The 22,331-nt window shown below is 46.9% G+C and carries 22 protein-coding genes, 2 tRNA genes and 1 other annotated feature; of the genes, 1 reads left to right on the top strand and 23 read right to left on the bottom strand.

What is annotated here, in order from left to right; translation table 11 throughout:
* Positions 1 to 113: 113 nt before the first annotated feature.
* The 11 genes from lonB to ilvB form a co-directional block, all read right to left on the bottom strand.
* Positions 114 to 1,772: an ATP-dependent protease LonB gene (gene lonB / locus JNUCC22_RS12850; protein ID WP_012118116.1), complete on the bottom strand. Its 1,659-nt coding sequence runs from the start codon at positions 1,770 to 1,772 to the stop codon at positions 114 to 116.
* 150 nt (positions 1,773 to 1,922) lie between these two features.
* The gene (clpX, locus tag JNUCC22_RS12855; RefSeq protein WP_007408149.1) at positions 1,923 to 3,185 is read right to left on the bottom strand and encodes an ATP-dependent protease ATP-binding subunit ClpX; all 1,263 of its coding nucleotides are present in this window, start codon (positions 3,183 to 3,185) and stop codon (positions 1,923 to 1,925) included.
* Positions 3,186 to 3,456: 271 nt separating this feature from the next.
* Positions 3,457 to 4,731 carry a trigger factor gene (gene tig / locus JNUCC22_RS12860; protein WP_042635396.1) on the bottom strand — a complete coding sequence of 425 codons (1,275 nt, stop codon included), beginning with the start codon at positions 4,729 to 4,731 and terminating at the stop codon, positions 3,457 to 3,459.
* Positions 4,732 to 4,947: 216 nt separating this feature from the next.
* The gene (gene ddcA / locus JNUCC22_RS12865; RefSeq protein WP_007408147.1) at positions 4,948 to 5,952 is read right to left on the bottom strand and encodes a DNA damage checkpoint antagonist DdcA; all 1,005 of its coding nucleotides are present in this window, start codon (positions 5,950 to 5,952) and stop codon (positions 4,948 to 4,950) included.
* A gap of 117 nt (positions 5,953 to 6,069) precedes the next feature.
* The gene (leuD, locus tag JNUCC22_RS12870) at positions 6,070 to 6,669 is read right to left on the bottom strand and encodes a 3-isopropylmalate dehydratase small subunit (RefSeq protein WP_007408146.1); all 600 of its coding nucleotides are present in this window, start codon (positions 6,667 to 6,669) and stop codon (positions 6,070 to 6,072) included.
* A gap of 15 nt (positions 6,670 to 6,684) precedes the next feature.
* Entirely contained in the window at positions 6,685 to 8,103 is a 1,419-nt protein-coding gene (leuC, locus tag JNUCC22_RS12875; protein WP_007408145.1) for a 3-isopropylmalate dehydratase large subunit, read from the bottom strand.
* Positions 8,104 to 8,152: 49 nt separating this feature from the next.
* Positions 8,153 to 9,250: a 3-isopropylmalate dehydrogenase gene (gene leuB / locus JNUCC22_RS12880; RefSeq protein ID WP_042635397.1), complete on the bottom strand. Its 1,098-nt coding sequence runs from the start codon at positions 9,248 to 9,250 to the stop codon at positions 8,153 to 8,155.
* 20 nt (positions 9,251 to 9,270) lie between these two features.
* Entirely contained in the window at positions 9,271 to 10,827 is a 1,557-nt protein-coding gene (locus JNUCC22_RS12885; RefSeq protein ID WP_216061779.1) for a 2-isopropylmalate synthase, read from the bottom strand.
* Entirely contained in the window at positions 10,814 to 11,842 is a 1,029-nt protein-coding gene (gene ilvC, locus JNUCC22_RS12890) for a ketol-acid reductoisomerase (protein ID WP_007408142.1), read from the bottom strand. The genes JNUCC22_RS12885 and ilvC overlap by 14 nt, the downstream gene beginning before the upstream one ends.
* A gap of 22 nt (positions 11,843 to 11,864) precedes the next feature.
* Positions 11,865 to 12,383, bottom strand: coding sequence for an acetolactate synthase small subunit (gene ilvN, locus JNUCC22_RS12895; RefSeq protein WP_003152598.1), 519 nt, complete (start codon positions 12,381 to 12,383; stop codon positions 11,865 to 11,867).
* Entirely contained in the window at positions 12,380 to 14,104 is a 1,725-nt protein-coding gene (gene ilvB, locus JNUCC22_RS12900; protein WP_007408140.1) for an acetolactate synthase large subunit, read from the bottom strand. Before ilvB ends, ilvN begins: the two co-directional genes overlap by 4 nt.
* Positions 14,105 to 14,223: 119 nt before the next feature.
* Positions 14,224 to 14,475 (bottom strand) — a binding site (T-box leader).
* Positions 14,476 to 14,897: 422 nt separating this feature from the next.
* Between ilvB and JNUCC22_RS12905 the strand changes: the two genes are divergently transcribed.
* The gene (locus tag JNUCC22_RS12905; RefSeq protein ID WP_015417942.1) at positions 14,898 to 15,248 is read left to right on the top strand and encodes a hypothetical protein; all 351 of its coding nucleotides are present in this window, start codon (positions 14,898 to 14,900) and stop codon (positions 15,246 to 15,248) included.
* 39 nt (positions 15,249 to 15,287) lie between these two features.
* Here the strand turns inward: JNUCC22_RS12905 and JNUCC22_RS12910 are convergent, their stop codons facing one another.
* From JNUCC22_RS12910 to sdhB, 12 genes are all read right to left on the bottom strand, one after another.
* Positions 15,288 to 15,473 (bottom strand): hypothetical protein, encoded by a 186-nt coding sequence (locus JNUCC22_RS12910; protein WP_007408136.1) that lies wholly within the window; start codon positions 15,471 to 15,473, stop codon positions 15,288 to 15,290.
* A 250-nt stretch (positions 15,474 to 15,723) separates the two neighbouring features.
* A tRNA-Arg gene (locus JNUCC22_RS12915) sits at positions 15,724 to 15,797 on the bottom strand.
* Between the two features lie 121 nt (positions 15,798 to 15,918).
* Positions 15,919 to 15,992, bottom strand: a tRNA-Arg gene (locus JNUCC22_RS12920).
* A gap of 113 nt (positions 15,993 to 16,105) precedes the next feature.
* Positions 16,106 to 16,615 (bottom strand): YfcE family phosphodiesterase, encoded by a 510-nt coding sequence (locus JNUCC22_RS12925; protein WP_038459402.1) that lies wholly within the window; start codon positions 16,613 to 16,615, stop codon positions 16,106 to 16,108.
* A gap of 15 nt (positions 16,616 to 16,630) precedes the next feature.
* Positions 16,631 to 17,227: an XTP/dITP diphosphatase gene (locus JNUCC22_RS12930; RefSeq protein ID WP_087920775.1), complete on the bottom strand. Its 597-nt coding sequence runs from the start codon at positions 17,225 to 17,227 to the stop codon at positions 16,631 to 16,633.
* Between the two features lie 11 nt (positions 17,228 to 17,238).
* Positions 17,239 to 17,976 (bottom strand): ribonuclease PH, encoded by a 738-nt coding sequence (rph, locus tag JNUCC22_RS12935; RefSeq protein ID WP_007612934.1) that lies wholly within the window; start codon positions 17,974 to 17,976, stop codon positions 17,239 to 17,241.
* A 109-nt stretch (positions 17,977 to 18,085) separates the two neighbouring features.
* Positions 18,086 to 19,171, bottom strand: coding sequence for a GerMN domain-containing protein (locus tag JNUCC22_RS12940; RefSeq protein WP_012118124.1), 1,086 nt, complete (start codon positions 19,169 to 19,171; stop codon positions 18,086 to 18,088).
* A gap of 106 nt (positions 19,172 to 19,277) precedes the next feature.
* A complete protein-coding gene (gene racE / locus JNUCC22_RS12945) occupies positions 19,278 to 20,096 on the bottom strand; it encodes a glutamate racemase (protein ID WP_108724798.1) in 819 nt (272 codons plus the stop codon).
* A 7-nt stretch (positions 20,097 to 20,103) separates the two neighbouring features.
* Positions 20,104 to 20,544, bottom strand: a complete 441-nt coding sequence (locus tag JNUCC22_RS12950; RefSeq protein ID WP_003152580.1) for a MarR family winged helix-turn-helix transcriptional regulator — start codon at positions 20,542 to 20,544, stop codon at positions 20,104 to 20,106.
* 186 nt (positions 20,545 to 20,730) lie between these two features.
* On the bottom strand, positions 20,731 to 20,955 hold the full coding sequence (gerE, locus tag JNUCC22_RS12955) for a spore germination transcription factor GerE (protein WP_003152579.1): 225 nt from the start codon (positions 20,953 to 20,955) through the stop codon (positions 20,731 to 20,733).
* A 120-nt stretch (positions 20,956 to 21,075) separates the two neighbouring features.
* Entirely contained in the window at positions 21,076 to 21,513 is a 438-nt protein-coding gene (locus JNUCC22_RS12960; RefSeq protein ID WP_007408130.1) for an acyl-CoA thioesterase, read from the bottom strand.
* 59 nt (positions 21,514 to 21,572) lie between these two features.
* On the bottom strand, positions 21,573 to 22,331 hold the full coding sequence (gene sdhB / locus JNUCC22_RS12965; protein WP_003152575.1) for a succinate dehydrogenase iron-sulfur subunit: 759 nt from the start codon (positions 22,329 to 22,331) through the stop codon (positions 21,573 to 21,575).

Consider the following 22,331-nt stretch of genomic DNA (forward strand, 5'->3'; position numbering starts at 1 on the left):
GCTTATCCGCCTGCCCTGTATATAAAACAGTCTCTTCGTAGTATACCCTTTCTTTCTGTTCTGAAAAAGGAAAAGATGTCCTCCATAAAAAAACCCCATTATAAAAATGGGGTTTATACGGATTCTTTATTCATTTGGATATCAAACGGTTTTTGTTCTGAAGGAGGGTCAACCAATATGACGTCCAGCACTTCCTGGAACGTTTTTACCGCTTTAATGGTGATTCCGTCTATTCGTTTCAGAATGGACTGCTGATTTTCATATGGGATAATGACCGTTTTTGCTCCGGCCTGTTTTGCGGCTTTAATTTTCGGAATGACGCCGCCGATCGGTTTGACAAGCCCCGTCAGGCTGATTTCTCCCGTCATCGCCACCGTATGGTCGATCGGGATGCGGTGAATCGCGGAAAAAATCCCCGCGGCCATCGCGATACCTGCTGAAGGTCCGTCAATCGGGCCTCCGCCCGGAAAATTCACGTGAATGTCATAGTCTGAAGGTTTGATGCCCATTGTGCGCAGAACCGTCAGAACATTTTCCACAGATCCCTTCGCCATGCTTTTGCGGCGGATCGACTTCGATTGGCTGCCGATGCTTTCTTCCTCTGCAATTCCCGTGATATTCAGGCTTCCTTTGTCCTGCGCAGGTGTGACATTCACTTCGATTTCCAGCAATGCGCCGCTGTTCGGCCCGTAGACGGCAAGTCCGTTCACGATGCCGACTTGCGGTTCATCGGCGATTTTCTGCTCATTTTTAGGTGTAAGCTGACTGGAATGAACAACCCATTCTATATCTTCTGTCGTAATTTCTTTTCTGTCCTCAGTCACCGCCATGCCGGCGGCGATCTGGATCATATTGACGGCTTCACGTCCGTTTCTCGTATATGTGGTCAGCACACTGAGAGCTTCGTCAGAAATCTCTTTCTGAATTTTGTCGGCTGCTTTTTTCGCAACGATTTTAAGTTCATCCTTTTCCAGCTCGCGGAAAAATACTTCAAGACAGCGCGAACGGATGGCCGGCGGAATTTCATTCGGCATTCTCGTTGTCGCTCCGATCAAACGGAAATCTGCCGGAAGCCCATTTTGAAAAATATCATGAATGTGATTCGGTATTTGCGTATTTTCTTCACTGTAATACGCACTGTCTAAAAATACTTTTCGATCTTCAAGCACCTTCAGCATTTTATTCATCTGAATCGGGTGAAGCTCGCCGATTTCATCAATAAACAATACCCCGCCGTGAGCATGGGTCACAGCCCCCTGTTTCGGCTGCGGAATGCCTGCTTGGCCCATCGCACCCGCTCCCTGATAAATGGGATCATGCACTGAACCGATAAGCGGATCGGCAATCCCCCGTTCATCAAACCGCGCGGTCGTCGCATCAAGTTCAACAAAAACAGCCTGCTTTTGAAACGGTGACTGTTTATGTTTTTTCGCTTCTTCCAATACCAGCCGCGCCGCAGCCGTTTTACCGACTCCCGGAGGACCGTAAATAATGACGTGCTGCGGGTTCGGTCCGCAAAGCGCTGCTTTTAACGCTTTAATTCCGTCTTCCTGGCCGACAATGTCCTGAAAGCTTTTCGGCCGCACCTTTTCTGATAAAGGTTCTGATAAACTGATGGCGCGCATTTTGCGCAGCTGTTCCATTTCTTTTTTTGATTCTTTATCTATCGTCACTTTTTGTGTACGCTGGTTTTTGAGCAGATTCCAAAAATATAATCCGATGACTATTCCGAAAAACAGCTGTACAAATAATGCGATCCCTGTCCAACTCATACTGGTCCCTCCTGAAAAAACGATTTATGTATCCAATTCATTCCTCTGTCCGCTAGTATCTCCCAGCAAAGCCCGGAATAAACATTTTCAGAAGGGTCAGGACAAGAAAAAAAACCTCCTGATCAATTCGGGTCAGGAGGTTTTGTCATGTTATGCTGATGTTTTATCTTGGCCGACAACTGTGCCGTCTTTTAATACAAGACGCGGTGCTTCACCGTCTGCGACTGTCGCTCCGGTAATGACACATTTTTCAATATCATCGCGGGACGGCAGATCAAACATGACGTCAAGCATGATGCCTTCAATGATAGAACGCAGGCCGCGTGCGCCTGTTTTACGCTCGATCGCTTTTTTCGCAATTTCAGATAATGCCTCGTCTTCAAATTCAAGCTCGACATCATCAAGTTCTAACATTTTCTTGTATTGTTTGACGAGTGCGTTTTTCGGTTTAGTCAGAATTTCAACCAGTGCCGTTTCGTCAAGCTGCTCAAGGCTTGCAATGACAGGAAGACGGCCGATGAATTCAGGAATCAGACCGAAACGGAGCAAGTCTTCCGGAAGAACTTTAGAAAGCAGTTCTTCTTTTTCAAGGTCTGCCGCTTTATTATCTGAGCCGAAGCCGATGACTTTTTGTCCGAGACGGCGTTTGATGATTTGTTCGATGCCGTCAAATGCACCGCCGCAAATGAACAGGATGTTCGTCGTATCGATCTGGATGAATTCCTGATGAGGATGTTTGCGTCCTCCTTGAGGCGGCACGCTTGCAACCGTTCCTTCAAGAATTTTCAGCAGCGCCTGCTGAACGCCTTCGCCTGATACGTCGCGTGTAATGGACGGGTTTTCAGATTTTCGCGCTACTTTATCGATTTCATCGATATAAATAATGCCTTTTTCTGCTTTTTCCACATCATAGTCTGCTGCCTGAATCAGCTTGAGGAGGATGTTTTCTACGTCCTCACCGACATATCCGGCTTCAGTCAGAGATGTAGCGTCCGCGATCGCAAACGGCACGTTCAGAATACGCGCAAGCGTCTGGGCAAGAAGTGTTTTCCCGCTTCCAGTCGGTCCGATTAAAGAAATATTACTTTTAGAAAGCTCGACATCATCCACTTTACTGTTGGAGTTGATGCGTTTGTAATGGTTGTATACCGCAACCGCAAGTGATTTCTTCGCCTGATCCTGTCCGATGACATATTCATTCAGAATCTCACGGATTTCCTGCGGCTTCGGAACGTCTTTAAATTCGACTTCTTCTTCTGTACCAAGCTCTTCCTCTACGATTTCTGTACAGAGCTCAATACATTCGTCGCATATATATACACCCGGTCCTGCAACCAGCTTACGAACCTGATCTTGCGTTTTTCCGCAGAACGAGCATTTCAATTGTCCTTTTTCCTCGTTGAATTTAAACATTCTTTCACCCCTTAATCTTGTCTCACTTTTTCTTTTACCTGAAGGGCAAAAGAAAACGGTTCTTGCTACGATCGAGTATGTATTGCATTTTACCATACTTTCCAGTAAGACGGTAACAATGTGTTTCGCACTTGCACATTCTATATGTATGACGAAAAACAGCCCGGCAATGACTATCTTGCCCCAAGAAAAAGAGTTATATCATAATTGTACAAAACAAGGCACGAATTAATCGCGCCCTGTTTTATTATGTCTATTATTATGAACCATATTAACGGTTTTCTACAAGAAAATCAATTGCTTTTCGAACTTTTAAATCTTCTTTCATCGCGTCAGTTGAACCGATTGCCTGCTTGATGTTTTCAACCGGCATGTTGTAAGCTTCAGCCATTTTAGTCAGCTCAGCTTCAACTTCTTCGTCCGTTACTTCAAGGTTTTCAGCTTGAGCGATCGCTTCAAGAGTCAGGTTTGATTTTACGCGTTTTGCGGCATCTTCTTTCATTTGCTCTTTTAACGCGTTTTCGTCTTGGCCTGAGAATTGAGTGTAAAGCTCAAGGTTCATGCCTTGCATTTGCAGACGCTGTTCGAATTCTTTCAGCATGCGGTCAAGCTCAGTGTCGATCATCGCTTGAGGAACATCAGCTTCAGCGTTTTCAGATGCTTTCAGAACAAGCTCTTCACGCAATTTAGCGTCAGCTTCGTTTTCTTTTGCTTCTTCAAGGCGTTTTTTTGTTTTCTCAGTTAATTCAGCAAGCGTTTCAACTTCTTCGTCAATATCTTTTGCGAATTCGTCGTTAAGCTCAGGAAGCTCTTTCGCTTTGATTTCATGAATTTTCACTTTGAAAACAGCTGGTTTTCCGGCAAGCTCTTCAGCGTGGTACTCTTCAGGGAATGTTACTTCAACATCCTTTTCAGCGCCTGCTTCAAGGCCTGTTAACTGCTCTTCGAAGCCCGGGATGAATGAACCTGATCCTACTTCAAGTGAGTAGTTCTCAGCTTTTCCGCCTTCAAACGCTTCGCCGTCAACGAAACCTTCGAAGTCAAGAACGACTGTGTCGCCGTTTTCAACAGCGCCTTCTTCTTTCACGACAAGCTCAGCCTGACGCTCTTGAAGAGCTTTAAGTTCGTTTTGTACATCTTCGTCAGTAACGGCAGTGTCATCTTTTTCGATTCCTAAGCCTTTGTAGTCGCCAAGTTTCACTTCCGGTTTTACAGTCACTTTTGCAGTGAAAATCAAGCTTTCGCCTTTTTCGATTTTTTCAACATCGATTTCAGGGCGGTCTACAGGCTCAATGCCGGCTTCTTCAACCGCTTTAGGGTATTCTACAGGAAGTAAAATATCTAAAGCATCCTGGTAAAGAGCTTCAACGCCGAAACGCTGTTCGAATAAAGCGCGGGGAACTTTCCCTTTGCGGAATCCAGGAATAGAAACCTGTTTTACTACTTTTTTAAATGCATCATCAAGAGCTGTTTTGAACGTATCGGCATCAACTTCAACCGTTAATACGCCTTCGTTGCCTTCTTGTTTTTCCCATTTTACAGACATGTGTTTCCCTCCAAAAATCTATTCAGGTTGTGTCGGTCTTCCATTCTAAAGCAATCCGCGGCTTTGTCAAAGAAAAAACCGCTTTGAATCAGAATCATTATGTAATGAACTGGCAGCCTGTCCAACCGTAATTCTCATTTCAGTTAAACCGCTATACATAAATACAACCACTATATTATAACATAACGCCTACCGCTTTCAACTATATGGTGTGATTTACAAATAAGAAATTTCTTCAATATCCTTAATCATCGTGCAGGCTTCTTCAAGTTCGCGGCTGTCAAACTCGTACATCATGTGAAGTTCCTCCGGCTCAATGTCAATGCCGTGCATCTCGTAACCGACCTTATGAAGCGCCGCCGCCCATAAATCTGCGTTCAAAAACTTCGGCATAAAAGGGTGCAGAACGTACAGATGCCTTCTCCACAGCTCCTCGACGGCAGCGTATAATGTAGGGTTTTCATTGCCGAGCGTTTCATCAAGCACCCGGAGAACGCGATGCAAAACCGGAGCCGCATCAGGCTGAACCGTTTCACTCGGAACCGCGGTCATTGAATCGCCGAATTTTGTAATATGGACCGGCTTGCTGTAGTCATGGTCCGCCATCAGCGTCAAAATCATCGTCTTGATAAGAGGATGAGCGCCCGGATCTTGAAGAATCGTTTTTAAGAGACCCGTGTATTTTGCAATATTGCGGTCTTTGAGAGAATGAATCAGATTCATTTGTTCAGCGGGGCTGTTCAGCACTTTTTCCGCATCAAGAATGTCCTCGTATTCCTCCTCCCACGCTTCATCCTGCTGGTCGGGATCGGTCATTTTGCGGCTGAATTCGAGCAGCCGGTAGAATTGCTCCGCACTTTCTGCGGGCAGCTGGTTTTCTTCCAGCACAGCTTCAATTGTGCTTTTGACTTCTTCATATTGTTTCAGCTGAATTAAAATGGTCATGTACACCTGCAGTACGGTGAAATAATGGCCGTACCCTTCATTCAGCATTTTCTCGCAAACTTGTTTTGCTTCTTCCAATTCCCCGAGTTCCAGAAAACAAATCGCCATGCCTAAATGTACGTCGGACTCGGTATCGCCGTGGCTTACCGCCTCTGAAAACAGTTCGAGGGCCTCTTGATACTGTTTGTCCTTCATGGCGGCCATCCCTTTATCAACCAAGCGTTCTTTCAGACGGGGGAAAGGAATGATATCAGCTTTTTTCTTGTCATGCGTCATACTTTATTTCCTTTCAGGCGCTATTTTGTTCAAGTGTATCAACACGCGTCATGAAACACAAGAAAGGATGGTGCGCACGGTAAAAAAAGCCGCCGGACAGATGCCGGGCGGCTTTTTTCAGGCTTGAAGCCATGAACTTCTTTTCGATTCAAACTGCTGAATGTCGTCCTCCAGCAGAAGCGTTAATGAAATTTCATCATAGCCGTTTATCAGCATTTCCTTCCAGTGAGGATCGACTTCAAATGAAATCTCTTTTCCTTCACTGTCGTGAATGAGCTGGTTTTCCAAATCAACCGTCATGTTAAGAGACTGATTTTCATATTGACCGGCGAGTTTTTTCCACTGATCATACGGCATACGGATGGGAAGCATACCGTTTTTAAAACAGTTTTGATGAAAAATATCGGCAAATGACGGAGCAATGATGATTTTGAAGCCGTAATCATCCAGCGCCCAAGGAGCGTGCTCACGGGATGATCCGCAGCCGAAATTCTCTCCGGCAATTAATATGGACGCGCCTTCATAGACTTTGCGGTTTAATTCAAATTCAGGATCAGGCTCACCGTTCTCAAGGTATCTCCAATCAAAAAACGCGAATCTGCCGTATCCGGTTCTTTCAATTCTTTTCAAAAACTGTTTCGGAATAATCTGGTCCGTATCGACGTTGATCCGGTTTAAGACGGCCGCTTTTCCCGTATGCGTTTTTAAAGGTTCCATCTTTTCGCGCACTCCTTACACAACTGTTTTTTCTTGATAAAACTTTCTTACATCGACGAAATGCCCGTGAATGGCTGCCATTGCCGCCATCGCCGGACTGACAAGGTGTGTTCTCGCGCCTTTTCCCTGTCTGCCTTCGAAGTTGCGGTTGGAAGTGGAAGCGCATCGTTCCCCTTCAGGCACGACATCATTGTTCATACTGAGGCACATGCTGCAGCCTGATTCTCTCCATTCAAATCCGGCCTCGAGAAACACGCGGTGCAGCCCTTCTTCCTCGGCCTGCTGTTTCACGCTTTGAGAACCCGGCACCACAATGGCTCTGACGCTGTCAGCGACTTTTCGGCCTTTGATCATATCCGCAGCCTGGCGAAGATCGGTCATCCGCGAATTTGTACAGGAGCCGATAAACACATGCTCGACTTTAATATCTTCAATTTTTTGATTCGGTGAGATTCCCATGTATTCGTACGCGCGGATGGCTTCTTTTTTTCCGTCTTCAGAATCAATCGTTTCCGGCGCCGGTATTTGGGCATCGACCGGAAGAACCATGCCGGGATTGACGCCCCATGTTACCATTGGAGAAATCTCGCTGCCGTCTAACACGATGGAATGATCGTATACGGCGCCCGGATCGGTTTTTAACGCTTTCCATTCTGCGGCGGCTTTTTCAAATTCCTCGCCTTTTGGCGCGTATTTACGGTTTTTACAATATTCAATCGTCGTGTCATCAGGAGCGATCAGTCCCGCCCGTGCTCCCGCTTCTATTGACATATTGCAGACGGTCATGCGTTCGTCCATAGACATGTTTCTGAATACTTCCCCGGTGTATTCAATGACATATCCGGTACCGAATTTCACCCCGTATTTTCCGATGACCGACAAGATGACATCCTTCGCGGTCACTCCTTTTTGGAGCGTTCCGTCAACGCGGATTTCAAGCGTTTTCGGCCGCTGCTGCCACAATGTCTGAGTGGAAAGAACATGTTCCACCTCACTTGTGCCGATACCGAAGGCAAGCGCTCCGAACGCGCCGTGAGTCGATGTATGGCTGTCTCCGCAAACGATCGTTTTCCCCGGTAGTGTCAGACCAAGCTCAGGCCCGACTACGTGAACGATTCCCTGGTCTGCGCTGTGTAGATCCGCAAGACGGACGCCGAACTCCTCGCAATTCCGTTCAAGCGCGGTTACTTGGCGCTTTGCGACTTCATCTTTAATGTCAAAACGGTTGACGGTCGGAATATTGTGGTCCATCGTCGCGAATGTGTTCTGCGGCCGTCTGACCTTTCTTCCCTTCTGCCTTAACCCTTCAAACGCCTGAGGAGACGTCACCTCATGAATTAGGTGCAGATCAATATAGAGAAGGTCGGGTTTTCCTTCACCGCTTTTTACAACATGCCGATCCCAAATCTTTTCGATGATTGTTCGAGGCATCATCTTTGTTTCCTCCCTCTACCTATGAACTAAGACCGCTTTCTTTAAAGCGTCACACTATAGATTTTGTATTCGAGCCGGCTAATGCGGCTTTTACTTTTTCAGTAATGTCATGCGTTCCGGCATATTGGCCGTCCCGGGCGATATCACGTGTACGGCTGCCATCTGCAAGCACCTTTGCGACCGCTTTTTCCACCGCCTGCGCTTCGTTTTCAAGCCCGAAAGATGTTCTCAAAAGCATCGCCGCTGATAAAATCGCCGCAAACGGATTGGCCATCCCTTTACCGGCGATGTCAGGCGCAGATCCATGCACGGGTTCAAACAAGTGAAGACCTGAACTTGATAAACTGGCTGACGGCAGCATGCCGAGCGAGCCTGTCAGCATGGAGGCTTCATCGCTTAAAATATCGCCGAACATATTCTCAGTTACGATGACGTCAAATTGGCTCGGAGCGTAGATGAGCTGCATCGCGGCATTATCGACAAGCATATGTTCAAGCGTCACATCAGGAAATTCTTTTGCGATTTCATCCGCTGTTTCACGCCACAGCCTGCTTGAAGAAAGCACATTCGCCTTATCAACGGACGTCACTTTTCCTTTTCTGCCGGCAGCCATCTTAAAAGCTTCTCTGACAACGCGTGCGATTTCTTCTTTCTTATAAAAAAGGGTATCGACCGCTTCCTTTTCTCCCGCTTCATTGACATACTGTCTGCTCGGTTCTCCAAAGTAGAGGCCGCCCGTCAGTTCCCTGACGATTACAAAGTCGACGCCGCTGATATACTCTTTTTTCAGCGGAGACGCCTCAGACAAGCTTTCAAATACGGTCACGGGACGCAGATTGGCAAACAGGCCGAGTTTTTTTCTGATGCCGAGCAGGCCTTTTTCCGGTCTGAGCTCCGGAGGATTTTGGTCCCATTTCGGCCCGCCGACTGCCCCGAGCAGGATGGCGCCGGATCTTTCACAAAGAGCCACCGTCTCCTCAGGAAGGGGGTTTTGATGGGCGTCAATAGCCGCTCCCCCGATCAGCCCGTTTTCAAATTCAAATTCATGTCCGAATTGTTCGGCAACGCTTCTCAATACATCTGCCGCTGATTCCGCCACTTCCGGTCCGATTCCGTCACCGGGCAGCAAAGCAATGCGTTTTTTCAAATCAAACGTTCTCCTTTCTATTACGAGCCGACCGCAGTCTGTCTCTTTAATCCGTCTAAATTGCTATCCAGCACCAGCTGCCGGTTCACGGCGTTCAGATAAGCTTTAGCAGAAGCTTCCAGAACATCCTGCGCGATTCCCCGCCCTGATGTTTCTTTTCCGTTCACGGTCACTCTGACAAAAACTTGAGCCAGCGCGTCTTCGCCTTTCCGGTTGGATTGGATGCGGTAGTCTGTCAGTTCAATATTTTTATCGATGCAGCGCCCGAGCGTATTATAAACGGCTTCTACGCTGCCCGCCCCCGTTGCCGCCTCTTGAATCAGCTGTTCGTTTTCCTGATTTTTTAAAGAGACTGTTGCAGTCGGCACCTGAGACGTCCCGTAATGCACTTGCAGAGACAAAAATTCATAGCCGATTTTTTTGTCTGTCACTTTTTCTTCTAAAATAAGAGAAATCAAGTCATCATCGGTGATTTCTTTTTTCTTTTCGGTCAGTTCTTTAAACATCGTAAAAAATTTATTGATTTCCTCACTATCAAACTGGAATCCAAGCGAATTCAGGCGGTCTTTGAACGCATGGCGTCCGGAATGCTTTCCGAGTACGAGCGCATCAGCAGTCACGCCGACAAGTTCCGGTGAAATGATTTCATATGTTGATTTTTCTTTCAGGAAACCGTCTTGGTGAATGCCGGACTCATGTGCGAAAGCGTTATCTCCGACGATTGCTTTATTGCGGGGAACGGCCATGCCCGTCAGTTTGCTGACAAGATCACTCGTCCGCTTCAATTCATGAAGATTAAGAGATGAATCGGCTTGATGCGCGTCATTTCTGACATGAAGCGCAACGGCGATTTCCTCTAGCGCGGCATTCCCGGCTCTTTCCCCTATGCCGTTAATGGCGCATTCAATTTGATCAGCGCCGTTCTCAATTGCCGAAAGCGAGTTGGCAACCGCCATTCCGAGATCATCGTGGCAATGGGCTGAAAGCTTTACCCGGCTGATATTCGGAACGTGTTCCTTCATATATTTAAAGATGTTTCCGTATTCATCCGGCGTCAGGTAACCTACAGTGTCCGGCAGGTTGATGACGCTCGCGCCGGCATCAATCACTTCTTCAACGATTTCAGCCAGAAACGGAAGTTCGGTGCGGCATGCGTCTTCTGCTGACCATTGAACGATCGGAAAGCGTTCTTTTGCATACTTCACCATTTCAACCGCTTTTTCCTTAACCTCTTCCCGCGTCATTTTCAGCTTATGCTTCAGATGAATGTCAGAGGTGGCGATAAAGATGTGAATCCGCGGGCTGGCCCCGTCTTTCAGCGCTTCCCAGGCTGCGTCGATGTCACCTTTGACAGATCGGGCAAGCCCTGTTACCGAACAATTTTTAATCGTTCTTGCGATTTCCTGCACGGCTAAAAAATCACCTCGGGATGAAGCGGGAAATCCCGCTTCAATAATATCCACCCCGAGTCTTTCAAGCTGCTTGGCTATCGCCAGTTTCTCCCGGGAATTGAGGTTGACCCCGGGGGATTGTTCACCGTCACGAAGGGTCGTGTCGAAAACATTAATTTTGCGCAACGGAGACCACCGCTTCCTTCTTTTTGCCTTGTTTGACAAACGGCATCATTTCACGAAGCTGTCTGCCGACCTTTTCAATCTGATGCTCGTTTTCACTTGCATTGATCGCATTGAAGCGAGGACGGTTCACTTGGTTTTCCACGATCCATTCTTTCGCGAATGTACCGTTTTGAATATCTGTTAATACTTGTTTCATCGATTCTTTTACCTTTGCATCGACTACGCGCGGCCCTGAGACAAAATCTCCCCATTGAGCCGTATCGGAGATAGAGTATCTCATGCCCGCCAATCCTTCTTCATACATCAAGTCTACGATCAACTTCAGTTCGTGCAGACACTCGAAGTATGCGAGTTCAGGCTGGTAGCCGGCTTCTGTCAGCGTTTCAAAACCCGCTTTGACAAGCGCCGTTAAACCTCCGCACAGAACAGCCTGCTCACCGAACAAATCCGTTTCCGTTTCTTCCTTAAATGTTGTTTCAAGAACGCCCGCACGCGCTCCGCCGATTCCTTTTGCATAAGCAAGAGCCGTATCTTTCGCTTCGCCTGATACATCCTGGTAGATGGCAAACAATGCCGGTACGCCCGCGCCTTGTTCATATGTTCTTCTGACAAGGTGTCCAGGCCCTTTAGGGGCGACAAGGAATACATCCACATCAGCAGGAGGCACGATCTGATGGAAATGGACGTTAAATCCGTGTGCGAATACCAATGACTTGCCCGCCGTCAATTCATCTTTGATTTCAGCTTCATATACTTTTTGCTGCTGTTCATCCGGAAGAAGAACCATAATGATATCAGCCTGGGCAGCCGCTTCTCTTACCGAAAAGACTTGATGACCGTCTTCTTGGGCCTGTGTAAATGATTTTCCTTGTCTGACGCCGACAATGACATCAATTCCGCTTTCTTTTAAGTTCAGCGCATGTGCGTGACCTTGTGAACCGTAACCGATAATCGCTACTTTTTTACCTGCCAATACGTTCTCTTTGATATCACCGTTATAATATACTTTTACCATTTTAATCTCTCCCTTTTTTGTGTTATACAATTGAAATTGTTTTATTGGATGACGCCTTCTGCTGAGTTCCCCTCGCAAAAGCCGTTGTGCCTGTTCTCGCGATTTCTTTAATGCCGTAAGGTTTGAGCAGCTCTATGAGCGCTTCGATTTTATTAGATTCGCCGGTAACCTGAACGACGATGCTGTCTCTTGAGACATCAACGACGGAAGCTCTGAACGGCTCAATGATTCCATTGATTTCCGTTCTGGCCGACGGTGCGGAAACAACTTTGATTAATGCCAGCTCACGCTGTACAATCGATTGGTTTGTAATATCCGTCACTTTCAGGACGTCAATTTGTTTGTTAAGCTGCTTTGTCAGCTGCTCTACGTCATTTTCGCCTTCCACATGGACGACAAATGTAATCCTTGAAACACCGCTTGTTTCCGTGTGGCCTACAGTGATGCTTTCGATATTATAGTGTCTTTTTGTAAACAGGCCGGTGATCCGGTTTAATACTCCCGAGCGGTTGACCACCGTTAATGTGATAATGCGTTTCAAGGTTTCACCCCCACCATTTCATGAAGTCCTTTACCCGGCGCAATCATCGGGAATACTTTCTCGCTTTTGGCGACCCGGACGTCAATAACGGCCGGTTCTTTTGATGAAAGCACCTTTTTAAGCTCTTCTTCCGCCTCTTCCTCCGATGAAATCCGGACGCCTTTAATGCCGTAGGCTTCTGACAATTTGACAAAGTCAGGCTGCGCCGAGAATTTGGATTCAGAATAGCGCTCTTCATAGAAGATTTCCTGCCACTGTCTGACCATGCCCAGACATTCGTTGTTCAAGATAACCACTTTGACGGGAAGATTCAGCTGTCGGATGACATCTAATTCCTGAAGGGTCATCTGAAAACCGCCGTCTCCGAGGATGGCAACGACCGTGGCGTTACGATCGGCCAGCTGCGCTCCGATAGCCGCCGGAAGGCCGAAGCCCATTGTGCCGAGTCCCCCCGAGGTCACCCACTTATCAGCCTTTCGGAAAGGATAAAACTGAGCCGCCCACATCTGGTGCTGGCCGACATCCGTCGCCACAATCGCCTCACCGTTTGTGAATTGGTGAATATACTCAATCAGCTTTTGGGGTTTCAAGCCCTCTTCTCTGTTGTCTGTATACCAAAGCGGATATTCTTCTTTCCATTCTGAAAGCTGCTGTTTCCATTCCTCTGTCTGTCCCTGTTTTCCGTTTTGCTTCAATAATTCCTGAAGGACGATTTTACTGTCGCCGACCACCGGAATCTGCGTTTCGATAATTTTTCCGATTTCAGCAGGATCAATATCGATATGCGCCACTTTGGCCGACTTTGCAAAATGCTTCAGATTTCCGGTCACGCGATCATCGAACCGCGCTCCGATGCTGATCAACAAGTCACAGTGGTAAAGCGCCATATTCGCTGTGTATGTGCCGTGCATCCCCGCCATTCCCAGAAAAAGAGGATGGTCTGCCGGGAAACCGCCCAGACCGAGAAGCGTGTGCGCTACCGGAATTTGCTGCTGTTCGACATAATTTTTTAAATCTTCTGAAGCTTTACCGTGCAAAACACCCGCTCCGGCTAAAATAACCGGCTTTTTCGCACTGCTGACAGCTTCCACGAGCTTTCGGATCTGCAGATAGTTAGGCTCTTTTACAGGCTGATAACCCGGAAGGCTGATCTCGTGATCATATCTGAACTCTCCTTCAAATGCTGCGACATCCTTCGGTATATCAATTAATACCGGGCCCGGTCTTCCCGTCGTGGCGATATGGAACGCCTCTTTAATCACACGGGGGAGATCTTCCGGACGGCGGACTTGGTAGCTGTGTTTCGTAATCGGCATCGTAATTCCTAAAATGTCGGCTTCCTGGAAAGCGTCGCTGCCGATGACCGAAGTGGCCACCTGACCGGTAAACACTACGAGCGGCAATGAATCTATCATCGCATCCGCAAGACCGGTCACTAAATTTGTCGCTCCGGGTCCGGAAGTAGCAATCACAACCCCCGGCTTTCCGGAGACTCTCGCATACCCTTCTGCCGCATGAATCGCGCCTTGCTCGTGGCGGGGCAGGATGTGAACCAATCCTGATTGATACAGTTTATCGTAAATCGGAAGGACGGCTCCCCCCGGATAGCCGAAGATCATCTCGACATTTTCTTTCTTTAATGATTCAATCAGCATCAGAGCCCCGTTCATTGTTTTTGTACATTCGGCAGACAAAGAATCCGCCTGTACATTTGTACCCATTTTCAGTTCCTCCTTTTCAATGTTCCCTTCTAAAATCCAATTCATAAAACGCAGCGCCGGCTGACGCAAATAAAAAAGCCTTCCCACCCACATTCAGCCAAGCATTTCATGCGATAGCCAAAAGGGGCGAAAAGGCTTTGCTTTCCGCGGTACCACCCTTGTTTACGGTCATATGCAGACCGTCTCATGGATAATGATTATCCGTTTTGATAACGAGTAAACATTGTGTTCACTCGGCCGAGTCCTACTCTTTACATTTCAGACCGGCACTCTGAGGGGAGTTCACTTTGATTTGTTTTACCGGCTCTCAGCGTTACCGGCTCTCTGTGAAAAACTTCAGCAAAGCTACTTATCCTCTTCTGCGCTTTTTATTATGGCAGCTCTTTTATTAAAAAAGAACCTTCACTTGTTTGTTTTTTCAGTGTTTTATGATTTTTCTTTTTAGCGTGAATCATTTATTTATTTTTGTTTGAACTCATATTACGCCCGTTTGCAGACAGTGTCAACAGCATTTTTATAATTATTAGACAATTTAGATTAATCAATCTATTTTGTATACGCTTTCATTACTGGTACAAAGGGATCTGTAAATGTTAAAAGTTTTTATCATTTTTTTATTAATCTCTCAAGATTACATGAAATTTTTCCGTTCATATACGAATATGTCACATTTTATTACACAATTTTTCTCTGTCCTTCCGGCATGCTTGTCAGATATTCCGTTCGATTGAACAGGCTCTTTCTACAGACATACGCATACACTGTTCTTATCTCGTAAGAAATGAGTGATGTCATGAATAAGATGTTATCAGGCATGCAGGGCCTGCCTCCTGGATTTCCGCCTTTACCGGTCTTACCGCCGCAGTCTTACTATCCTCCGGCCCCGATGCATACAGCACCATATCAAGGCGGCCCTTCTTTTCAGCAGGGATTCCCGTCATCCGGATACGGACAGCAGACCCCGCAAAGCACGCTGTCATTCGCCGGGCAGCAATTCGTTCCGTACCCTTATACAACCGGGTACTACGGCCAATCCTTCAGTGACGTCGGCGGAAGCCTCGGCGCCGGGGCGCATCCCGGCGCGCTCGGGGGCGGTTTCAGCGGCCATGCCGGGGGCTTCAGCGCTCCGAGCGGATTCAGATGATACAAAAACCGGCCTCCCACGGCCGGTTTCTTTTCTTATTCACAGAGTATAACGGTCATTCCATTGATTCATTTCCTGCTCCGTATAGTAATCAGCCCTTGAAACCTCAACAATGATTAAACCGCATTGAGTGATTAAAAATTGTTTCAGTTCCTCAAACAGTTCGTCTTTTCCGCAAAAGATCGTTTCTATATTGTGATTTTTATATGCAAATGCGTACTTCAAAAGCTAATTCCTCCCGCTGCCTTTCTATCGATTATTGACAAAATGTATGATAGAAATTAGATAATTTATCACTCAAGGACGCCTTAAGTATCTTTATACATATATTTATTACGGTAAATATTACATTAAGTTTCATTTATATTAAAATTACTTTACAATTTTCATCAAATACGGAACTTTTGTTTCGTGAAATAAAAAATAAAATACAAAAAAACCTCAAACCCATTGTCAGGGCTTGAGGTTTTTTATACGTCCCAGGAGAGATTCGAACTCCCGACCGACGGCTTAGAAGGCCGTTGCTCTATCCGGCTGAGCTACTGGGACATGAAAAACAAATATCTGCTGATCATTTTATCATGATATCAGCGAATTGACAATATAGTCATCCGATAAAAAAGGCCAGCGGCATCAGTTTTCACTCTGATGTCACCAGCTCTTTTTTGTACGTCCCAGGAGAGATTCGAACTCCCGACCGACGGCTTAGAAGGCCGTTGCTCTATCCAGCTGAGCTACTGGGACAGCTTTTGCTTTATGTATCAGCGACAAGATTTATTATATACAGGTTCAAATCATAAGTCAATATTTTTTTAAAAACTTTTGATGGGGAAGAATGAAATCTCCCCCATCACTTGTTAAAAACTGATTGTATTCCCCAAGTCCTTCAATTCCCGACCCGTTTCGTCGTAAAATGTCACGGCGCCTTCTCTTTCTGTAAGGGTAAGAATGGCATAGCTTTTCACATTGCGGACTCTCGGAAGACGGATGCTGCCCGGATTAATCAAAAGCTTGCCCCGAAGCACTTCACTCCCGGCAATATGTGAATGGCCGAAGCAGACGATATCCGCCCCAAGCTCTTCCGCCCGGTAAAAAACAGTTAAAAGTGACTGTTTAATGCCGTGAAGATGCCCGTGAACGGCCAGAATTTTCTTTGAACCGGCGTCCAGAAGGAGCTCATCCTGAAACCCGCCGCCAAAGTCGCAATTGCCTTTTACCGTGTGATATGGCGTAAGCGCCGGATGTGCGGCGTCAAGCTCTGAATCACCGCAATGAATCATCAGATCCGCTTCGTCTTCGTGCCGCTTTGCAATCGTCTCCAGCTCGTCTTCAAGGCCGTGACTGTCACTTATTATCAGCACTTTCATTGCATACGCTCCCCCTTATGAATCAAGCAGCTTTGACAGTTTCTTGAGCGCCTCAGCCCTGTGGCTGATTTTGTTTTTCTCAGCGCTTGTCAGCTGGGCCATGGTTTTATCTTTATCTTTCACAATAAAAATGGGATCATAGCCGAACCCGTTATCTCCTTCGGGTCCTTCCGCAATATACCCTTCAACATGACCTTCGACCGTTTTTGTTTCCTGCCCCGGCATGCTGACGGCAAGGGCGCAGCGGAAACGGGCCGTGCGCTGCTCTTTTTCGATGCCTTTTAATTCTGACAGCACCTTGTCCATATTCGCCTTATCATCTTTTGCTTCTCCGGCATAACGGGCTGAATAAACGCCCGGTCTGCCTCCAAGGTTGTCCACCGATAAACCGGAGTCGTCTGCAATGACCATTTTGTTGACGGCTTTTGCCACGGCTTCCGCTTTTAAGATGGCGTTTTCTTCAAAGGTATGTCCGGTTTCTTCAATTTCTTCCGTAAATCCGATTTCCGCCAAAGAAGAGACGCTGTAGCCTTTCGGTTCGAGTATTTCCTTGAATTCTTTCACTTTTCCCTGATTGTGTGTCGCAATAATGGCTTCTTTCACGGTGATCAGGCCTCTCTTTCTTATTTCAGTTCAGGCAATGTTTCTCCCAGCACTTCTTTTTGCTTTTGAATAAGCGTCTGGATTCCTTTTTCGGCAAGACTTAACAGTCCGTTTAAATCTTCACGGGAGAATGTGGCTTCTTCGCCCGTCCCTTGAAGCTCTACAAAACGTCCGCTTCCCGTCATGATAATATTCATGTCGACTTCAGCCGCCGAATCCTCTTCATAATTCAGATCCAAAAGAAGGCCTTCTTCTTTATCCATCCCGACAGAAATGGCCGCGAGATAATCTGTCACAGGAGAGGTTTTGATAACGCCGCTTTTTACGAGTTTGCCGATCGCAATGGCCATTGCCAAGAAGGCGCCGGTAATGGAAGCCGTTCTTGTTCCGCCGTCAGCTTGAATGACGTCACAGTCGATCCAGATCGTGCGTTCGCCAAGCTTCTCCAAATCAACGACGGCCCGGAGCGCGCGCCCGATCAGCCGCTGAATTTCCATCGTTCTGCCGGAGACCTTTCCTTTTGAAGATTCTCTTATCGTTCTTTGATTCGTCGCGCGGGGAAGCATGCTGTATTCCGCTGTGATCCAGCCTTTTCCTCCGCCGCGTAAAAATGGCGGCACCCGGTCTTCCACAGATGCATTACAGATGACCTTCGTATTTCCCGCTGTAATTAAAACAGAGCCTTCCGGGTGAGTGATAAAATCCAAATCAAATGTGATAGGGCGCAGCTCATCGTGCTGTCTTCCGTCGTGTCTCATATTTTACCTCCGATTATATGTACATAAACCTTTTGTTCCGGATTGTGAATAAAGAAAGAGGCAGCCGGAACGCTAACCTCTTTTTTACTAGTATATCAAAAATCGCAAATTAAAAACTACCCGTATTCACTTGTGACGGCCTCGAAACAGGTTTTGAAAGGGATTCTCCTTTTTCATTCACCAGTTCTGATTTTCCGTTTACTTTTATAGAAACACTTTTAATCGACGGCTGTTCGGTTAACGTGAGAACGATGCTGTCCAATACGCCCGATGATACCATTTTTGTTTTTTCGTCGGCGCTTCCGTAAATGGAGCTGTTAAAGTCCAGTGTAACCTGGCCGTCTTTCACTTTCGGCTTGCTGAGAAGCTTAACATCGTTATTAAAGTCCGTCAAAAGCCCGCTTGCTTTGCCCGGTCCGTCGGCGAGCTGTTCAACGGCAGCGGTGATGTCATCTGTTTCCGAATTGTCAATCCGCTTTGTGACAGGCACGTAGTATTCGCTTGTCTCTGTTTCCGCCAGATAATAGACAGTCAGCGGATGGGTGTCTGTCAGATCATTCACTCCGGCCGTTTCAATATTAATCCCGTCTTTTCTGCTTAAGTCGCCCGTAATCGGAGTGCCGCCCACAGGCATTTCTTTCAGTTCGTGCCCGTTGATTCTGATTTTGACTTTATCTATTGAGCTGAATTGGGTAAGCGTCCATGTAATCGATTGCAGGATTTTTTGTTCGTCTTCTTTTTTATAGTTTTTAAATTCCTTCGAAAAATCAGCGACGGCAGTGCCGTCTTTTTTAATATCGACATTTACCGTCGTATCCGCAGGGAGCACCGCTCTGAAGCCGTTCGGCAGGATTTCTGACACAGGCCCTCCCTGAACCAAATACTCAAGGGCCTGCTTTGCGGTTCCCTCACTGTTCGGAAGAGGCAGTGTCTGTGCTGCGACATAGCCGTTTTTATCAATCAGATACAGCTCTCGCATGACTGTATTGGCCGGCTGGTCGGCTTTAGAAGTGCCGTTTTTCTCTGACTGCTTTGGTTTTGCCTGAATTCCCGCTTCATCCTTTACATATGAAATGTCTTGAGGCGGGTCAATTTCCCCGGCTGTTTTATCGGATTGAAACAAACCGCATCCAGATAACACAAAAGCCGAAGTAAGACATGTTGCAGCAATGACTGCAGGTCCTTTTTTCAGCATACTTTTCCCTCCTAAGGCTGTTTGTACTATGATGTATACGAGCCCTGTCCGGGAAATAGACCGGGAAGCGCAAAAAAACCCGCCGTAAACAGCGGGTTTTTTTGATTTATTTTCTGACCGGCTCTTGAAGGGAGATGCACTCGACATGGCCGATTTCGTGGCCGAACCAGTCTTCGGCAATTTTTGCGAAACCGTTCCGCTCTCCCGTTGTAAGAAATTGATGCTCCGGTGCATGTTTCGATTGGTTTAACAAACCTTTATAAGACAAGATGGTGCTCACTTCTCTCGCCGTCTCGTCTCCGGAGGAAATGATTTTCACATGCTCTCCCATATAGTTCTGAATCGGATCTTTTAAAATCGGATAATGCGTACATCCTAAAATCAAGGTGTCAATTGATGTACCTTTTAAAGGCTCAAGCGATGCTTCAACCGCTTCCTCCGCTGATTCCTGAAGAAACCGTCCGCTTTCCACAAACGGCACGAGCAGCGGACAAGCCGTGTTCTTAACTTGAAGTTCTGCGTTTAATCCGAGCAGCGCCTGCTCATACGCTCTGCTTTTAATGGTATTGACCGTGCCGATGACGCCGATATGCTGGTTTTTCGTGACCTTTATCGCCGTTCTTGCACCCGGCTGAATGACGCCGACAACCGGAATATCCGTTTTGCGCTGAATATCCTCCAAGGCAATGGCCGTGGCCGTATTGCAGGCGATTACGAGCATTTTGATATGGTGGTTTTCCAGCAGGTAATCGGTCATTTCCCACGTGTATTGAAGAACTTCTTCTTCAGGACGCGGGCCGTACGGGCAGCGTTTTGTATCTCCCACATAGATGATATTTTCCTTCGGTAGCTGTCTCATGATTTCCTTAGCAACGGTTAACCCGCCAACCCCGGAATCAATGACTCCTATCGGCTGTTCCAACAAAATCGCCTCATTTTCTTTTCATTTCATGCTGCAGTTTCAATAATGATTTTTCGAAAGCGGCTGTTTCTTCTTCGGAAAATGTCGCAAACATATCCCGCAAATAAGCCTGTCTTTTCAAAATCACTTCTTGGATAATGCGCTCTCCTTCAGCGAGAAGATGAATTCTGACGACCCGTCTGTCGGCCGGGTCTTTCACCCGCTCGACAAGCTTATTTTTTTCCATGCGGTCTATCAGATCCGTCGTCGTGCTGCAAGCCAAATACATTTTGCCTGATAATTCGCCTATTGTCATATCCCCCAATTCATAAAGCCATTGAAGCCCCACGAATTGCGGCGGTGTAATTGCATATTGGTTAAGGATTTCTCTTCCTTTTTGTTTAATGATCGCAGCGATATGGCGGAGTGATTTTTCGATATCCGCAACATGCTCTACAGATTTTGATGTCATTTGTCCATCCCTCACTCAAGGATCTTTCTGGGCTATGCGCTCCGTGTCTATTTTCCTTCTTTTTTTAAGAAAATGCAAGACTGACGGAGAAAAAGGAAAAACCGGGATTTTCACCGCATGCCCATCAGCCCGGGCGCCAACGCAAATAACCGGCTCCTTCTCGAAAAGAAGGAAAACCGGCAAGAATCAGAGCTCTAGCTCACCCATTCTAAGAAGCTCGACAACAGCTTGCGAACGCCCTTTCACACCTAACTTCTGCATGGCATTTGAAATGTGATTCCGTACAGTTTTTTCACTGATAAATAGCTCGCTTGCAATTTCCTTTGTTGTCTTGTCTTGAACGAGCAATTCGAATACTTCTCTTTCTCTTTTGGTCAGCAGCGGCTTTGATTGAAAATCTTTCTCCTTCAAGTATTGTAACCCTCCTTGCTAAGGTGAGAGCGAATCTGAAACGAATGGGTTTATATAGTCAAGATATCATATGTAAAGGGCGCTTCGGAGGTGACGTCTCTTAGAGAAATAGTTATCCGTTCAGGCGAGCAGAATGCCTTTCTCCCGCTCCGTCCAGCTGACCGCTTTGCCGCTTTTCTTCGACACTTGAACCATAACGACGGAACCTGTAAAGCACGGCAGGCCCGACTCATTTTCTCCAAGGTAATGAAGGGTGACGGACGCATTTCCGGCAGCGCTTGCTTTCACATAAATCCGCAGATTTTCATACGGCATCACCTGACGCATATAGTCGCACTGCTGGCTTGCGACGACCGTCATCGTTTCCGAGTTTTGCGCCGTTATGCCTCGCTGTTTGAAATAAGCGATCCGCGCTTCTTCAAAATAGATGAAAGGGGTTACATTATTCATATGGCCGAACATATCCGTTTCTGAAAAACGAACCGATACTTCAGTAAAGAAAGAAAACGACTGTCTCCATTCTTCAAACGGGACATCAATATATTGCGGTTGTTTCATCACCTTCAGCTCCTTATAAAAAAACCTCTCCCGTGCGGAAGAGGCTCTTTTTCTCTTTCTTATACTCTGTCGCTTCCGAAGAAATTGCGGAATGCTTGTAAATTGGTATCTCTGTTCAAAGCGGCGATTGAAGTCGTAAGCGGAATGCCTTTCGGGCAGGATTGAACACAGTTTTGTGAATTCCCGCAATCTCCGAGGCCGCCGTCTGTCATTAACGCTTCTAAACGTTCTGCTTTGTTCATCGCGCCCGTCGGATGGGCGTTAAACAGACGAACTTGCGACATCGGGGCAGGCCCCATGAATTTCGACTTGCTGTTGACGTTCGGGCAGGCTTCGAGGCAGACGCCGCATGTCATGCATTTAGACAATTCATATGCCCACTGGCGGCGTTTTTCCGGCATTCTCGGCCCCGGCCCCAAATCGTAAGTTCCGTCAATCGGCACCCATGCTTTCACTTTTTTCAGTGAATCAAACATTCTGCTGCGGTCAACCTGAAGGTCACGGACAACCGGGAATGTTTTCATCGGTTTCAGACGGATCGGCTGTTCCAGCTTATCAATCAGCGCCGTACATGACTGGCGCGGTCTCCCGTTGATGACCATGGAGCAGGCGCCGCATACTTCTTCAAGACAGTTCATGTCCCATGCGACCGGAGTAGTTTTCTCTCCTTTTGCATTCACGGGATTTCTGCGGATTTCCATCAGGGCGGAAATCACGTTCAGGTTCGGGCGGTAATTGATTTCGAATTCTTCATCGTATGGCGCGCTTTCGGGCGTATCCTGACGTGTAATGATAAACCGTATCTTTTTCTCACTCAT

Origin of the sequence: Bacillus sp. JNUCC-22, from assembly GCF_018861275.1 — a bacterium.
Taxonomy (GTDB): Bacteria; Bacillota; Bacilli; order Bacillales; family Bacillaceae; genus Bacillus; species Bacillus velezensis.

Coding starts and splice junctions, on each gene's coding strand:
- JNUCC22_RS12950 (WP_003152580.1), bottom strand. CDS start 20,544: ATGACATCAAAATCTGTAGAGCATGTTGCGGATATCGAAAAATCACTC.
- ddcA (WP_007408147.1), bottom strand. CDS start 5,952: ATGACGCATGACAAGAAAAAAGCTGATATCATTCCTTTCCCCCGTCTG.
- rph (WP_007612934.1), bottom strand. CDS start 17,976: ATGAGACACGACGGAAGACAGCACGATGAGCTGCGCCCTATCACATTT.
- JNUCC22_RS12960 (WP_007408130.1), bottom strand. CDS start 21,513: ATGAAACAACCGCAATATATTGATGTCCCGTTTGAAGAATGGAGACAG.
- clpX (WP_007408149.1), bottom strand. CDS start 3,185: ATGTTTAAATTCAACGAGGAAAAAGGACAATTGAAATGCTCGTTCTGC.
- JNUCC22_RS12925 (WP_038459402.1), bottom strand. CDS start 16,615: ATGAAAGTGCTGATAATAAGTGACAGTCACGGCCTTGAAGACGAGCTG.
- leuD (WP_007408146.1), bottom strand. CDS start 6,669: ATGGAACCTTTAAAAACGCATACGGGAAAAGCGGCCGTCTTAAACCGG.
- tig (WP_042635396.1), bottom strand. CDS start 4,731: ATGTCTGTAAAATGGGAAAAACAAGAAGGCAACGAAGGCGTATTAACG.
- ilvC (WP_007408142.1), bottom strand. CDS start 11,842: ATGGTAAAAGTATATTATAACGGTGATATCAAAGAGAACGTATTGGCA.
- lonB (WP_012118116.1), bottom strand. CDS start 1,772: ATGAGTTGGACAGGGATCGCATTATTTGTACAGCTGTTTTTCGGAATA.
- ilvB (WP_007408140.1), bottom strand. CDS start 14,104: ATGGGTACAAATGTACAGGCGGATTCTTTGTCTGCCGAATGTACAAAA.
- leuC (WP_007408145.1), bottom strand. CDS start 8,103: ATGATGCCTCGAACAATCATCGAAAAGATTTGGGATCGGCATGTTGTA.
- JNUCC22_RS12905 (WP_015417942.1), top strand. CDS start 14,898: ATGAATAAGATGTTATCAGGCATGCAGGGCCTGCCTCCTGGATTTCCG.
- sdhB (WP_003152575.1), bottom strand. CDS start 22,331: ATGAGTGAGAAAAAGATACGGTTTATCATTACACGTCAGGATACGCCC.
- JNUCC22_RS12940 (WP_012118124.1), bottom strand. CDS start 19,171: ATGCTGAAAAAAGGACCTGCAGTCATTGCTGCAACATGTCTTACTTCG.